General features: G+C 70.0%; 12 protein-coding genes. 6 read left to right on the top strand and 6 right to left on the bottom strand.

Features of this window, described 5'->3' with window-relative positions; translation table 11 throughout:
- Nucleotides 1–26: 26 nt before the first annotated feature.
- Entirely contained in the window at nt 27–1,613 is a 1,587-nt protein-coding gene (locus tag WMF42_RS13065; RefSeq protein ID WP_437692186.1) for a hypothetical protein, read from the top strand.
- 30 nt (nt 1,614–1,643) lie between these two features.
- Here the strand turns inward: WMF42_RS13065 and WMF42_RS13060 are convergent, their stop codons facing one another.
- Nucleotides 1,644–2,636, bottom strand: coding sequence for an amidohydrolase family protein (locus WMF42_RS13060; protein WP_434047118.1), 993 nt, complete (start codon nt 2,634–2,636; stop codon nt 1,644–1,646).
- A gap of 222 nt (nt 2,637–2,858) precedes the next feature.
- On the bottom strand, nt 2,859–3,233 hold the full coding sequence (locus WMF42_RS13055; protein ID WP_437692184.1) for a hypothetical protein: 375 nt from the start codon (nt 3,231–3,233) through the stop codon (nt 2,859–2,861).
- Nucleotides 3,234–3,549: 316 nt separating this feature from the next.
- On the opposite strand from WMF42_RS13055, the gene WMF42_RS13050 reads away from it, so the two are divergent.
- Nucleotides 3,550–3,756 carry a hypothetical protein gene (locus WMF42_RS13050; RefSeq protein WP_081426673.1) on the top strand — a complete coding sequence of 69 codons (207 nt, stop codon included), beginning with the start codon at nt 3,550–3,552 and terminating at the stop codon, nt 3,754–3,756.
- A gap of 132 nt (nt 3,757–3,888) precedes the next feature.
- Here the strand turns inward: WMF42_RS13050 and WMF42_RS13045 are convergent, their stop codons facing one another.
- Both WMF42_RS13045 and WMF42_RS13040 read right to left on the bottom strand, forming a co-directional pair.
- Nucleotides 3,889–4,824 (bottom strand): hypothetical protein, encoded by a 936-nt coding sequence (locus WMF42_RS13045; RefSeq protein ID WP_437692182.1) that lies wholly within the window; start codon nt 4,822–4,824, stop codon nt 3,889–3,891.
- A gap of 139 nt (nt 4,825–4,963) precedes the next feature.
- Nucleotides 4,964–8,971 (bottom strand): RHS repeat-associated core domain-containing protein, encoded by a 4,008-nt coding sequence (locus WMF42_RS13040; RefSeq protein WP_437692180.1) that lies wholly within the window; start codon nt 8,969–8,971, stop codon nt 4,964–4,966.
- A gap of 632 nt (nt 8,972–9,603) precedes the next feature.
- Here WMF42_RS13040 and WMF42_RS13035 point away from each other — a divergent pair.
- The 3 genes from WMF42_RS13035 to WMF42_RS13025 all read left to right on the top strand — a co-directional run bounded on the left by WMF42_RS13035 (nt 9,604) and on the right by WMF42_RS13025 (nt 11,898).
- Nucleotides 9,604–9,732 (top strand): hypothetical protein, encoded by a 129-nt coding sequence (locus WMF42_RS13035; RefSeq protein ID WP_437692178.1) that lies wholly within the window; start codon nt 9,604–9,606, stop codon nt 9,730–9,732.
- Between the two features lie 694 nt (nt 9,733–10,426).
- Nucleotides 10,427–11,500, top strand: a complete 1,074-nt coding sequence (locus WMF42_RS13030) for an IS1 family transposase (RefSeq protein WP_437692176.1) — start codon at nt 10,427–10,429, stop codon at nt 11,498–11,500.
- A 140-nt stretch (nt 11,501–11,640) separates the two neighbouring features.
- Complete coding sequence (locus WMF42_RS13025) at nt 11,641–11,898, top strand: hypothetical protein (RefSeq protein ID WP_437692175.1); 258 nt, start codon at nt 11,641–11,643, stop codon at nt 11,896–11,898.
- Between the two features lie 116 nt (nt 11,899–12,014).
- On the opposite strand, the gene WMF42_RS13020 is transcribed toward WMF42_RS13025, so the two are convergent.
- Nucleotides 12,015–12,509: an RNA polymerase sigma factor gene (locus WMF42_RS13020; RefSeq protein ID WP_437692173.1), complete on the bottom strand. Its 495-nt coding sequence runs from the start codon at nt 12,507–12,509 to the stop codon at nt 12,015–12,017.
- Nucleotides 12,510–12,571: 62 nt separating this feature from the next.
- Nucleotides 12,572–12,829, bottom strand: coding sequence for a transcriptional regulator (locus tag WMF42_RS13015; RefSeq protein ID WP_437692171.1), 258 nt, complete (start codon nt 12,827–12,829; stop codon nt 12,572–12,574).
- Between the two features lie 346 nt (nt 12,830–13,175).
- Here WMF42_RS13015 and WMF42_RS13010 point away from each other — a divergent pair, with 346 nt between their 5' ends.
- Nucleotides 13,176–13,949: a hypothetical protein gene (locus WMF42_RS13010; RefSeq protein WP_437692169.1), complete on the top strand. Its 774-nt coding sequence runs from the start codon at nt 13,176–13,178 to the stop codon at nt 13,947–13,949.
- The last annotated feature ends 373 nt before the right edge of the window (nt 13,950–14,322 follow it).

Raw genomic sequence — 14,322 nt, 5'->3', positions numbered from 1 at the left:
CCTCGGCCGAGATCGGAGAGGGCTCCTTGAAACACCTCATCGTACCTGGATGCATCGTGCTCAACGTGCTTGTCGCGGCGTGCGACGGTATTCCGCTCGATCCCATTCGCGGCGACGACGCCGGCGGCGCGACGGGACAAGGCGGTGACGACGGCAGCGGCAGCGACAGCGCCGGCAGCGACAGCGCCGGCAGCGGCAGCGCCGGCAGTGCTGGCAGCGCCGGCAGCGGCGGCGGCAGCGCCGGCGGCAGCGCCGGCAGCGGCGGCGGCAGCGCGCCCGGCACGGGCGATCCTCTCTGGAGCCGGCACTTCGGCGCGAACGCAGGCGAACCCCAGCTCTCGAGAGGCCGCATCGCCGTGGACGGGGCGGGCCACGTCGTCCTCGCGATGGACGTCGCCCGTGGCGTCGACTTCGGCGGCGGTCCGCTCTCGATCCGGGGCAGCTCGGTCTTCGCCCTCGCGAAATTCGACGGCGAAGGAGCGCTCCTCTGGGACAAGCAAATCTCCGATTCCAGCTTCGTACACGACGTCGCAGTCAACCCTGCGGGGCTCATCGCCACGGCGGGATCGACTCGTGGAAGCAGCGTCGACTTCGGAGGCGGTCCGCTCGTGGGGCCAGAGGAGCGGTCGGACGCCTTCGTGGCCGTCTTCACGGCAGACGGAGATCACGTCTGGTCGGCGCGAATCGGCGCTGATTCCGATCAGTTTGCGGACCACATCGCCGTGGACGCAGCCGGCAACGTCGTGGTGGCAGGGTTCTTCCTGGACCAGATCAGCCTCTGCGGGGCTTCGCTGACCAGCGCCGGGCAGGCCGACTCCTACATCGCGAAGTTCGACCCTGCGGGGAATTGCCTCTGGAGCAAGCAATTCGGCCACACGGAGATCCACAACGTCGCCCTCGATGCGTCGGGCAGCGTCGTTCTTGCCGGCAGCTTCGGCGACTACTTCACCGAGACGATCGACCTCGGCGGCGGTCCGCTGATCAACGCGGGCGGCGAGGATATCCTCGTGGCGAAGCTCGACGCCGACGGAGGGCACCTCTGGAGCAAGCGGTTCGGCGACGCCGCTCTCCAGAGGGCGTACGGCGTCGCTGTCGACGGCTCTGGAGATATCGTCGTCAGCGGGACGTTCCAAGGGAGCGTGGATTTTGGCGGAGGTCCTCTGGTGAGCTCCGGAGGGTTCGGACCGCTCGAACCCGGCTCTGTCACGTGGGGCGGCAACGCCTTCGTGACCAAGCTGAACCCCGAAGGTGAGCTCCTCTGGGCCAAGCGCCTCGGGCAGGACGGGCCACAGACGGCGCTGGACGTCGCGACGACCGCGGGCGGCGAGATCGCCATCACCGGCTTGATGTACGGCGACGTCGACTTCGGCACCGGCCTGATGGACTGCACTTATGGCGACGCCTTCGTCGCGAAGATCGACGCGACGGGCGCCGTGCGCTGGGTGAGGCACAGCGGCGACAGGGGGCACCAGTACGGCCATTCCACGGCCATGGACGGGGCGGGCAACGTGTTCGTCGCCGGGCCGTTCGTCGGGACGATCAACTTTGGCGCGGGGCCGCTCGTGAATCGCCGGTCCGCCAGGGATGTTTTCCTCGCGAAGTTCGGCCCCTGAGGCCGCGGGCGGCGGTCTGCGCGATGCCCCTCACCGCAGGCAGGAGCCGAGCCATCGCGTGGCGTTCTGTCCGAGGACGGGGCCCAGGAGCTCGGGGGGCAGGTGAAGGCCTTGATAGGTGCCGAGGGTGCGAGCCGACTGATCGGCGGTTTGACGAAAGAAACGAAAATGATCCTCTTTCAAGAGACCCATGTTCGACTCCACCTGCAGGTCCCACATCTCCGTCGACGTCGGGTTCAGCCCGCTCGTCACGAGATCGGTCCCGAACAGGAAGCGCTCGGGCCAGCGGGAGAACAGCCTGAGGAGCTGGGCGCGCTCGCGCTCGAGGTGCGCGAACCCCTCGGCCGCCGGGCCGGAAGAGCCGTGGCTCGTATCGACGAGGAGGCCCGGAAACGCCTGCATCAGGGACTCCACGCGGGTGAGGTCGGTGCGGCTACCGCAGAGATGGGCGCACACGACCCGCAGGTCGGGGAAGGCGCGCAGGACCGCCTCGAGCTCGCTCCGGTAGCGGACTGTGTTGGCATGAAGGAGAACCGGAAGCGCCTTCTCCGCGAGCGCCTGCCATGTCGCCTGGTGCGAGGGGTCGTCGAGGGGACGCTCGTGGAAGAGGTTGTGCCCCTGGTAGAGCTTCACGCCGCAGGCGCCCCGGCGGCGGAGGTCGGCGAGGTACGCGGGGTCGTCGTTGCCCAGATCCAGGGTGACGAACGGGATGAGCTTTCCTGGGTGGGCCGCAGCGGCATCGAGGACGATCTCGTTTCCCGTGCGGTAGCCGGCGAGCCCGGATCCACCGCGGCCGCTGGTCAGGTCCGGGCTGGCCAGGATGACGGCGCGATCGATGTGATGTTTCGTCATGTGAGCGAGCAAGGGTGCCACTGCGTCGGCCTGCGTCAGGTGCACATGGATATCGATGACCTCCTGACGGGCGGGCGGCGCCGACGACGAACGGCACCCCAGGACGGCGGCGAACACAGCCCCCCACGCGACGCCGCGGAGGCGAGCCCCGCGATCGGAGTGAGGGACCATTGAACGAGGACGACGCGGACGGCGGCAACGACGAGGGCGGCGAGAGCACATTGATCGATGCGTATCCATCGCCGGCAAGGATACGTCGCTGTCGCGCTGGTGCCATGAGAAAAAGGAGGGAGCGTGAGAAATGATATGATCTGACATGTCGATTTCGTTCATGGTTCGCGCGATGCTCGATGCGTGCGCTTCGAGGGCGAGCTCTTGCCCTGAAGTCGTTGTTCACCTGTACCCAGTGGAGTTCTGTATGTCCCTCATCCGTGGCTCGATTCGTCTCATGAGTTTCGCTGCGCTGTGCACCCCGTTGCTTGGAACGACGTCCTGCTTGCGATGGTCGGACGACGGCGCAGGCCTCGGTGGTGGAGGCGCCGGTAGCGGCGGCAGCAGCAGCACAAGCGGCAGCGGCGGCAGCAGCAGCACAAGCAGCACCAGCACCAGCGGCAGCGGCGGCAGCAGCAGCACAAGCGGCAGCGGCGGCGACAGCAGCACCAGCAGCGGCGACAGCAGCAGCAGCGGCGATAGCTGCAGCAGCGGCGGCGGCGGCAGCGGCGGCAGCGGCGGCAGCGGCGGTAGCAGCAGCGGCGGCGGCAGCAGCACCGGTGGGGACGGTGGAGGCGGCGGCGACACCGGGAGCGGCGGAGCGTCGCATTGTGAAGACGACGCCTACGAGGGGAATGACGAGCCCACCTCGGCGGCGCCGCTCGCGTATACGGCAGGTGGTGCCGGCTCTTTCGACGCGTGGTTCTCGAGGATCGATTTTGTCCTCTGTCAAGGCAATGAGGATTGGTACCTGCTCGATACATCTCTCGGGTACGAAGAGTTTTACTGGAGGCTTCGCGTCCTGGCCGCCGGGGCAGAGCTGTGCGGCGCAGCTTGTGAGCAGTACACTCCGCCATCCCGTCCAGAGAACACGGTGTTCGTGGAGGTCTACAGCGCGGCGACGATGGACCTCGTCGGAGCTGGGCAGAGCGACAATGGGCGGGTGTGGCTCGACGGCGACGGGCTGGATTCCGCGAACGACCTTCTCCTCCGTATCTATGGGCCGCCCGAGGCGACCTACCCGTACGACATCACGTTCATCGCCAAGTCCTATGAAGGGGAGGACGAGTGCGAGTGCTGAGCGCCGCCTGGCCCGAGCGGCCGCGGTAACGTGGCTCGATCGAGCGCGCCCACGAGCTCGCCGCGCAGGCGTCCGCCGCGCCCTGGCTCGGCGGCGAGCCGCGCGCGGCGACCCGGGCGCCGCGCCTGCCGGTCACGCCTCGGCGCGGCGGAAACGGACCCGGCGCAGGCCGTCCTGGGAGATCTGCTCCACGACGACCTCGTCGCCCGACGCGATCCACTGCACGACGCCCCCGTCGTCCGAGAGCGCGATAGCGCCCGTCGGCTCACCGTCGTCCCACCGCTCGTACGGGACGCCGGCGGGCATCTCGGGCGCCGGCGCGCCGCTGCGCTCCTCGCCGTGCGCCCCGCCAACACGCACGCTCAGGCCGACGTCGGGGAAGCCCTGGCGCACGGCCGCGACGAGCGCGCAAACGCTCGCGATGTCGCTCGCCACCGCGGTGCACGGCGCCACGCTCATCTCCGCGAACGCGGGCGGCGACCAGATCGCGAGATCGCCTCTCTGGAACACCGCCTGACAGCCGTCGCTGAGCTCGTCCACGTTCCGTGCGCCCATCGCCGCGGCGAGCTCGGCCGCGACATCGACAGTCATCTCCACGGCCATGCGACCGGGCCAGTCGAAGGCACACACCGGGTACTCCTGCCCGATCGCGAACCGCTCGAAGAGGCGCCGCGCGTCCTCGGCCAGGACGAACGGCTCGACCACCCCGTCGTCGACGACGACCCGACCGCGCGCATCCATCCAGTACGTCCCGTGCGGGAAGTCGCCCATCGCCGCGCGACCCTTCCGCGGGCGCGCGCCTCTCTCGATCTGGAGCCCGATCCCGAACCAGAGCGCCTCTCCCTCGGCCGAGGGAACGCAGAGGCCGCCGAAGGCCTCCTCGAACCGCAGCAGCGCTCCCACGTCCGTCAGCCCCAGCCGCGCTAGCTGCTCGCGGAGGGCCTCCGGCGCCGTCGCGCGGCCGGGATCGCGCGCGGCGCCGCGCTGCCCGAGCCACGCCGTCGCCCGCGGCGACAGGACGCCCGCCAGCGACTCCGCCGCCCCGCCGCCTTCCTTTCCGCTGCTCACACCCATCCTCCTTCGCTCGACCCGCCGTCAGAGAGCCCCTGGAGCGCCGGCGCGGCCGCGGCCATCGCGCGACGGTCCCCGTCGAGGCGCCCCGCGCTCACCCGCCCGCCCCTCCGCCCGGCCGCACCGCCCGTCCGCGTCACCGGCGCGACCCCCGCGGGCGCCAGTTCGGCGGCGGCCGGACGGCCATGTTGCCGGGCGCGTTCGGGTTCTGCATCGCCTCCACGGCGGTGCGCTGCGGGTTGCCCGCGGCCACGCCGTCCCTGTAGCGCTGGCTCGGCTCGTCGATCCCGGGGGTGACGCGGTTCACGAGATCGACAGGCGGCTCGCCCTCGGGGCGCCCCTGGTTGGCCTGGTTCTGGAGGTTGCGCATCAGCACCCCGCAGTTGGGGCACGCATTGCGCGCTCCACCATCGTCCTGCGTCGACTCTATCGAATCGATCCCCCGCAGCGCGGCCCGCAGGTGGTTGTTGTTCGGATCGTTCGCGGACCCGCACGTCCCCCTCGGGAGCTCATTTCGATCCTCGTAGTCGAACAGGTGCTGGCTGAGCGCGGCGGGCTCGGAGCAGTTCGCCGGATGGCGCGTCGCCTGCGGGAACTCCCAGTTCGTCGTCCCGTTCGGCGACTGCACCTGGACCTGGTTGGCCATGTTGTTCCAGACCGTCGGGTGCACCTCGGCGGGGTTGTCCCGATCGCGCCCCGCCGCGCTCCGGCCCGACGCGCCGGAAGGCCGGATGGTCGTCGTCATCGGCTGGAGCCCGTCGAGATCGACGACGTTCGGCGGCGAGTTCTCCGCATACCCGTACAGCCGTGGGCTGCGCGAGATCTCGATGGGATCCGCGCTGATGTACGCGCCGATCTCGGGATCGTAATAGCGAAAGCGGTTGTAGTAGAGCCCCGTCTCGCCGTCCGCGTACTGCCCCGGGAAGCGCAGCGGCGTCGCGCCCGCGCCGCCGCCCTCGAGCGCGCCGAACGCGCGATGTCGCTGCGCGGCCTCGATCGCGCCCGAGCCGGAGATCACGAGCTCGGGAAAGCCGTTCGGCGCGTGGACGTAGAACCGCCGCCTGCCCGACGCGTCGATCTCGCCGAGGGGCACCGGGCTGCCGTCGAGGAAGCAGTACGTGCGCACCTCCGCGCCGGGCGCTTCCCCCGCCGGCGCCCCGCGCGTCAGCTCATGGAGGATCTGCTCGCCGTCCCACACGAACTGCACCCGACGCGCGCTCCCGTCGCCGGCGCGCACGCGCTTCTCGACACGCCTGTACAGCGCGTCGTAGTCGAACTCGGTGACCTGACCGGCGGGATCGCGCACCGATCTCAGGAGACCACGGGCATCGTAAGCGTACGTCCACCGCCCGCCTCCAGGCACGTCCTTCGCGACGAGCCGGCCGCCGCTGTCGTGGTGGTACGACTGGCCTCCGAGCCGGACCGTCCTCCCGCCGGGGCCGTGCTCGTGCTCCTCGCTGCCCAGCCGGAGATTCCCCGCGGCGTCGTATCGAAACAGCTCGCCCGCGGCCTCCGCAGGCAGCCGCGCCACGAGCTGGCCCACCGGGTCGTACTGATACCGCGTGACGCCGAGCAGGGCATCGGTCTCCTGCTCCAGAAGGCCCACGGGCGACCAGGCATACGACACATCGGACACGACACCGCGCGGCAGGCGGCCCACCCACTGCGGCTCTCCCTGCGGCGCGACGGCCGCGGCGGCGGCCTCGGCCTCGGTCACCGTGCGCCGCGCGAGGCGGCCCAGCCCGTCGTACGCGTAGGCGACGCGCCCGCCGCCCGGGAGCACGACCTGCTGCTCGCGGCGCAGCGCGTCCCGGAAGATGTCGAGCGCCTCGTTGCCCCAGTCGACGCGCACGACGTCGCTCATCGCGTCCCGGGTCAGCCGCTCGAGATACCCGAGCGACGTCGACCGCTCGACGCGCTTGCCCATCACGTCGTGCTTGCTCCTGATCTCGTACGTCTCGCCACCGATGGCGAGGACCTCGTGGACCAGGCACCCCCGCGCGTCGTAGGTGCGCCTGCACTCGCTGCTGGCGTTGCGCGCGACGGCCAGCCTGCCCGCCAGGTCGTATTCGAACTCGTCGGCTGTGTCGTCGGCATACACGCGCCGCACGAGCTGGCCAGCGGCGTCGTATTCGTACTCCACGCTGTCGCCGCTCGAGCTCCGCCAGGAGATCAGCCGGCCGCAGAGATCCCGCCGCAGCGCGTGGACGCGGCCGTCGAGCGTCTCCTCCTCCACGACATGACCTGCGCCGTTCCGCCGGTACCGGTGGACGCGCCCCTCCTCGTTGATGAGCTCGAGGAAGCGCCCCTCCCTGTCGTACCGGTAGCCGATCCGCGTCCCGTCGGGCCGCTCCACCTCGCAGAGCGCGTTGATGCCGCCCCATGTCAGCTTCCCCGTGCGCCCCGCCGCGTCCGTGATCCTGACGAGCCGCTTCCGGCCGTCGTGATCGTAGCTGGTCCTGGCGCCGGTGGGGTCCTCCAGGAACCGGAGCAATCCGCGCGCGTCGTATGCATACCGGGTCATCCCGCCGGCCGCGTTGGTCATGGCGACGGGGCGGCCCAGGTCGTCGTAGGCGATGCGCTTCGTGGCCCCGCTCGGCTCGGTGACGGCTGTGCAGTTGCCGTGCGCGTCGTACTCGAACGCCGTCGCGCCGCCGTTCGGCAGGACGGCGCGCCGGACGAGGCCGCGTTCATCGTAGTCGTAGCCGACAACGAGCCCGAGACGATCGGAGATGAAGGTGACGTTGCCCCGCGCGTCGCGCTCGAACCTGATCTCCTGGCCGTCGGGTCGGACCCTCGCTGTCACGGCGCCCAGCGCGTCGTAGGCGTACTCGGTGCGCCGGTTGAGCGGATCGATCACGGCCTTCGCCCTGCCGGCCTCGTCGCGCTCGACGCGCGTGACAGCGCCGAGGGGATCCGTGTACGAGACCCAGTTTCCGAGCTCGTCGTACTCGTGGGACAGCACGCCTGGTCCCCACGCGACCTTCTCCGCCTGTCCGTTGGCGTTGCCGATGACGCGCTTGAGCTGGGACGCGTCGGTGACCTCGGTATACCCGTCGTCCAGGTACGCGAGCCGGGTATGAAAGAGGCCTTTCGCCTCGGTCTTCCCGTCCGCCAGCACCTCGGGGAGGCCGTCGGCGAGGCTCGGGTCGCGCCCCTGGCCGCGCGCTCCCCACGTCTCGACGCAGCGCCCCTGTCGGTCATAGCGGTGGTGGACGATCAGCCCGTCGGGCAGGTGCTGCTCGACGAGCAGGTGCTCGCTGTAGACGAACCGCGTCGCGTTGCCCTCGGCGTCGACGACGGCGACGAGATCGCCGGCAGCGTCGTACTCGTATCGGTGGAACGCGTGCCATCCGTTCGGGGCCGTGGAGGTCTTGACCTCGAACCGCGCGATACGCCTCGACGCGTCGCGCACGCAGCGGACGACGCGGCCGGCGGAGTCCGTGACGGTGAGGAGGTCCGGGCCGTCGTACGCGAGCCGGATCTCGTTGCCGTTGCGGTCGACCATCGCGCTCAGCCGGTACACGTCGTCGAGGGCGTCCTGCTCGTGGAAGAGCAGGGTCACGCCGCTCTCGAGGGACAGCGCGAACCCCGAACGCGCGGCGCGCAGCGACACGCCGCCGAAGAGCCGGCGCGACTCGCCGACGGCCGGGAGGGGCGCCTCGAGGACGGTGCCATCGTCCTGGAGGATGTCGACGCGCCGGCGGGATGGGATGATCATCCATGCGAGGGAGTGCGACCAGCCGAAGCCGAGCCCCACATCGCGCTCGCGGGCGGTCGAGGAGTACTGGCGTTGCAGCACGAGGGGCAGCGGGCCTGGCAGACCGAGATCGACGGCGGGCACGGTGAAGACGCGCCCCGTCACGACGTCGACGGGATCGCCGGCGGACGTGCCGCCGCTCCCGCCGTGGCGTGGATTCGTGCAGGCGGCGGCGCCCGTGCCCTGCCCGCACGCATTGCCGCCCTTCCCTCCCCCGTCGGCGTTCTGGCCGCCGTTGTTGCCCCCGGCGCCCTGCCCGTCGCCGTTTCCGTTGCCCCCGCGCCCGCCCTTCCCTCCGCCGGCGCCGCCGCCTCCCATCACGAAGACGCCCGGGTTCATGCCGGGAATGGCGGGGATGTTCGGCACCGGTGCTGTTCGAGCCATGGCGGGGATCTTTCCCGCGCGCGGGGCGCGAAGCAAGGGGCGGATGTGTGGGGTGGATCGTTGGAGTCGCGCGTCCGCAGGGGCGGGCCGCGGCGCGCGCGCGTCGCGCCGCGCGGTCGTGGCCAGACGTCTGGCTGCGCATGGCCAGACGTCTGGTAATGGTCAAAATTGACCAACCGGACAGCAGCCGCCTTGATGCTAAATCCGAAGCATGCTCCGTGCTCGATCGTGGGCAGTTGTCTAGCGACGGCAGCCGACCTCAACGCCCGGAAGCCGTGGGTGGGCACACCGCGATCCATGACACGGATGTCATACCGGACGCCGCCTGGCTTCGCACGACCGGCGCGGGCCGCCCGACTGCCATACGGGGCGCCGTACAGTGCGAGCGTACGCGATCGCGTAGATTTGGCACGACCCGTGCCCGAGGTCCGCCTACTTGGGCTCGCTCGATGCAGGATGCGCAAGCGGAGCTGGAAGTTTGATACGCCGTGGCGTATATGCAGTCGTAGATACCAGTCAAGAGGTGGATCATGGACGGTGGCACAAGAACAGCGGGCGCAAGGCGCCGACGTAGCAGCGCGCCGGTCGCAGCGCCTGCGTCCATCGAGAACGACCCGGTGTGGCATGCCATCATGAACGCGCCCATCGACGATGAGCCTGACACCGAGGAAGAACTCGCGGCGATGGCGGCCGGCATCAGCGGCCAGTGCAAGTCGCACGCTGAAGTAGTCGCGAAGCTTGAAGCTCTCCATCGCCGATGACGTGGTCGGTTATCTGGACCCCGCAGGGCGATGCCTCGCTCATGGAGGCCGACTGGCCAGAGTCCGGAGACGTCTCAGCCGCGGTTATGAGGTTTGCCGCAACCGGCGAAGGCGACTACTACACACGCTCAACAGATAACCTTGTCACCGGTCGTTTACGTGTCGGACGGTACCGAGTCAGGCTTACGTTCGATAAAAAAGACCGCGTGATGTACGTGTGGCGCGTCTACCGGGCGACAAACCTAAACGAAGACTAGCCATCGCCGAACAAGCCCAGTTGCGCCATCCGCATCGGTCCTGGCGAGCTTGACGAGATGCACGTCCGCGAAGCCGAACCCGGAGCGAGGCGCGCCCCACCCGCGCGCCCGCATGTCCTACCTGTCGACATCCAAGCCGCGCGCCCGAAGCGCCACCGCCACGCGTACCGGTATGTCCGTTGCCGCTCGTGAGTCACGACGCGAAAGGGCCATAAACAGGATGTAACCGCGCACGAGGGCTAGGACAGCGAGTGTCCTATCTGCACCGAAACGCCGAGAAACGTAGGCGTTTTGCGCTATATTGCAGGGCACTTAGCAAAGCGCCCTGTCCCCGGCTGGACCCCGGAGACAGGGCTGCGAAACATCCGGCGGTGGCCCGCCGAACGCGCATCGCACCGCGAGCATGGGCCGACGCCGGAGGGAAGGCAAGGCCCTGCATGGCACACGTGCTGCCGATGGCGAAGCGCATCGACGTCGTGGCTCATCTTGTCGAGGGAGCGGGCATCCGGCCCACGTCGCGCCTGACGGAGGTGAGCAAGCCCGCGATCCTGTCGCTGCTGCTCCGCGTGGGCGAGGGCTGCGAGCGGCTGCACAACCGCCTGGTGCGCGACGTCGACTGCCGCACGGTGCAGGTCGACGAAATCTGGAGCTACGTCCAGAAGAAGCAGGCGCGCGTGAAGCCGGGCGACTCGCCCGAGGTCGGCGAGGCGTACGTGTTCGTGGGGATGGCGAGCGCGTCGAAGCTCATCATCAGCTACCGAGTGGGGAAGCGCGACGAGGAGAACACCACCGCCTTCATCAAGGACCTGCGTGCCCGGCTGGTGACCGTCCCGCAGCTCTACAGCGACGGGTGGGCGCCGTACGTCGCGGCGGTGGGCGAGTCGTTCGCGGGCGGCGTCGACTACGCCCAAGTCGTGAAGAACTACTCGCGAAAGGCGCGCCGCGACGACGATCACCGCTACGAGCCCCCGCGGGACCCCTTCATCACCCGCACGCCCGTCTTCGGGGTGCCCGACATGAAGCGCGCCAGCACGAGCCACGTCGAGCGGCAGAACCTGACGATCCGCATGCACATCCGCCGGTTCACCCGGCTCTGCAACGGCTTCAGCAAGCGCCTGCCGCACCACAAGGCGGCCGTCGCGCTGCACATGGCGTTCTACAACTTCTGCCGCCCGCACGAGGCCCTGCGCGTCACGCCCGCCATGGAGGCCGGGCTGGCCGATCGCGTCTGGAGCATCGAGGAGTTAGTCGCGACGGCGCTCGCCGAGGCGCCCACGGAGCCGCCGAAGCCTAAGGCGCTCAAGCTGCCCGAGGCGCCTACGGGAGCGCCCACAGCGCCCGCCAGGGCCCTGCCGAACGGGCGCGGGTTCCTTCGGCTCGTCGGGAGTGCGTCGGCTGCGCCTGTGACGCCTACGCCGCCCCGTGAGCCGGAGCCCCCGCCGTCAGAGCCGCCGCCCGCGCCGGGGCCGCGCAGGATGGTGCAGTTGAGCTTGTTCGGTGAGGCTGACTGATCGGACGAGACCACATGGCCGGGCACTTTCGACGGACAAAGCTGGCGGCCAGAGCAGTCCCGCATCCCGCAGGAGGTGCAGCTATACAACTGAACAGAAGCGCCGCTACCGGCACGACGAGGAATGCGTACATGGGCCGCATGGCGTTCGACATCAAGCTATTCAACATTCCTCTGGACAGCACCTACGTCACTGACGTCAAAGGGAAGGAGTTCCACGCCGCAATCTTTAAGACGCCCGATGGCCAGGTTGCCGTTCTCGTTGAGCGCAACGCTGACGCCACCGACGCAGATCTTGGGAAAGAGGGCATGAACACCAAGATCCGCGAAGCCGCCATCAAGCACGCTGGCAGTCCGCCAGACTTCTACAGCATGCGTCGTGTGAGGCGCACTCAGTAAGCCAACCGCTCACGTAGCACGCCATGAGGCGTGCCGCTTCCCGCCCTGCACAACGGCCACAGCGTAATTAGCGCTGTACGGCTTCCCGCTATTCGGATCGCGTCGGACTTCTTTGCTCATCGCCGCCACCTCTGGATTCGCAGGGCCAGCATGGCGCGGGCGATACGGAGGCGGCTGGCAGCCGTGAACGGGTTCATCCCGCGCTGCGCGGCGTACGAGGCGAGGGTCTCCGGCGTGTCGACCGCGAGCAGGATGTCGCGGTGGCGCGGCTCCAGCCGTTCGATCGCCCGGAGCAGGTCGCGGGCCTCCACCTGGGCGTCAAGGCTCGGACCGACAACGCCACGGAGCAGGCCGAGTGGCTGCGGGTCCAGGATGAAGCGCCGCACCCACGCCGAGTCCAGGTACTTCGCCGCCTGCCGCCAGGCGATGCCGTGGAGCCACTTCCGGAGCGCGTCGCGCGGCGGGTCCTTCGGGTTCGGACGGTACCTGCCGCTTCGGATGGCCTTCCAGGCGCCGATGAACACGGCCTGCTCCACGTCGGCGCGGTCGCGCTTCGGGATGCCGGCGAGCGTCGCGCGGACGATGCCGCGCTCGGCGAGGAGCGCCTCCATCGTCGGCTTCTTCCGGGGATGTCGTACGGCAGGCGGGCGGCGGGCCCCCTTCCGCGGGCGGCTCACATGGGCCTCCCGCAGCGGTCGCACTTGCCGGCGTCGACCGGTCCAGGCGACAGGATGCGCTCCAGACCGAGCCCCGCGAGTCGCGCGACGCGAAGAGCGAGCCCGGCGGACCCGGGTGTCCGCCCGTTCGCCACGAAGCGGACGGTGTTGCGGCAGACGCCGATCTCGCGGGCGATCTCGGCCCACGTGCGCGTTCGGTTCAGGTTCTGGAGCACCGCACGCAGGGCGGCGCTCTCCTCTCGGGTGAGGCACACGGAGCCGTGCCGCCCTCTGGGCGCACCGCTCCCTTTGCCCTTTCCAGGGCGTAGATGTATTACAGTCACGTCGGACCTCGTGTGAGCGGGGTTCGGCCACGCAGCCCGGTCGGTTGCCGCCGACGCGGGCTGCACTTCTTTGGGCCGAACCTACGCGGCGAGATCCGCAGTCGCCACGGGAATCAGGCTAATTTGACCACTGAGTGTCAAAGTTGACCATTACCAGACGTCTGGCTGCGCATGGCCAGACGTCTGGCCACGACCGCGCGGCGCTCCGCTTTCGCTTCCACGGTCCGCGATCGCGCGATAGCCTCGCTGTCTCGACGCGCAGACAAGGGGGCACCGGATGGCGGGGAAGACGGGGAAAACCTCGGCTGTAGAGGGCAAGCGCAGGCCTGCGAGCGACAGGGCGGCGCGCGCGGGCGGCAAGGCGGCCGCGGGCGACAAGGCCGCAGCGGCGGTCGACAAGGCCGGAGGCGCGGGCGCCGCGCTCGCGCGGGTCCGGGCCGAGGCGGTGAAGGGCGGAGGCGCGGCCGAGAAGCGGGCGCAGGCGCTGCTGGAGCTCATCGAGCGCCGCAAGGCCCGGATCGCGGAGGACTTCTACGAGATCGGCGAGGCGCTGCGGGAGCTCCAGCGGAAGAAGCTGTATCTGGTGCTCAAGCACGCCACGTTCGGGGAGATGCTCAAGGCGCGCGGCATCATGGGGCTGAGCCAGGCCAAGAAGCTCATCGGCGTCGTCGACGCGCTGCCGCGCGACAAGGCCCTGACCCTCGGGCCGGAGAAGGCCTATGCGCTCACGCGGTACACGGCCGCGACGCCCGAGGTCGATCCGCCGGCGTGGCTCCTCGATCAGGGGGCCACGATCGCGGGGAAGCGCGTCGAGGAGATCTCCGTCCGCGAGCTGAACGCGGAGGCCGGCAAGGTGCGTGAGAAGGCCGCCGGGCCGAAGCGGCGCGACCCCGAGGAGCAGCGCGCCAGGGCGGCGGCCCGGACAGCGCAGGCGGCGCTGCGGAAGCGCGGGGCCAGGGGAGCGACAGTGGAGGCGCGCCGCGAGAAGGGCGGTTACTGGCTGCGCGTCGAGGTGCCGCTGGAGGCGGCCGCGGCGCTGCTTGGCGAGTAGCGGGCGGCGGCGGACTGCGGGGAGCAGCGAGCGAGAGCGAGCGAATGCAGAAGGCGGCAGTGGGGTCCACGTACGCGCGGGTTGCCGTCGTGCAGATCGCGGCTCATCCGGTTCGCGCGGCTCGGATCGGCGGAGTTCGGCGGACAGCACGGGACGGACCCGGTGCGGGATGAGCTCCTGTCGCTGATCGGCCACCTGCGCCAGGGCGCCATGGGCGCGCCGGACGCCAAGCGGGCCGCGGCCCTGCAACGGCTACAACGAGATCGATATCGCGCGCGACGGGGTCGGCGGCGACGTCAGCTATCGAATCCACGTCCATCGGGTCGTGCGCGAGGGCGGGACGTGGGCCCGGAGGGCGTCGATGGCGCCGTTC

It is taken from the genome of Sorangium sp. So ce176 (assembly GCF_051519835.1).
In the GTDB taxonomy this organism is placed as follows: domain Bacteria; phylum Myxococcota_A; class Polyangia; order Polyangiales; family Polyangiaceae; genus Sorangium; species Sorangium cellulosum_G.
The sequence above is the reverse complement of the archived record's forward strand: the minus strand, read 5'-3'. Positions and strand labels throughout refer to the sequence as shown.

What these genes read in the sequence shown, in the direction of transcription:
- WMF42_RS13020 (WP_437692173.1), bottom strand. Translation starts at nt 12,509, where the DNA reads ATGGAGGCGCTCCTCGCCGAGCGCGGCATCGTCCGCGCGACGCTCGCC.
- WMF42_RS13040 (WP_437692180.1), bottom strand. Translation starts at nt 8,971, where the DNA reads ATGGCTCGAACAGCACCGGTGCCGAACATCCCCGCCATTCCCGGCATG.
- WMF42_RS13035 (WP_437692178.1), top strand. Translation starts at nt 9,604, where the DNA reads ATGAACGCGCCCATCGACGATGAGCCTGACACCGAGGAAGAACTCGCG.
- WMF42_RS13025 (WP_437692175.1), top strand. Translation starts at nt 11,641, where the DNA reads ATGGCGTTCGACATCAAGCTATTCAACATTCCTCTGGACAGCACCTAC.
- WMF42_RS13010 (WP_437692169.1), top strand. Translation starts at nt 13,176, where the DNA reads ATGGCGGGGAAGACGGGGAAAACCTCGGCTGTAGAGGGCAAGCGCAGG.
- WMF42_RS13060 (WP_434047118.1), bottom strand. Translation starts at nt 2,636, where the DNA reads ATGGTCCCTCACTCCGATCGCGGGGCTCGCCTCCGCGGCGTCGCGTGG.
- WMF42_RS13030 (WP_437692176.1), top strand. Translation starts at nt 10,427, where the DNA reads ATGGCACACGTGCTGCCGATGGCGAAGCGCATCGACGTCGTGGCTCAT.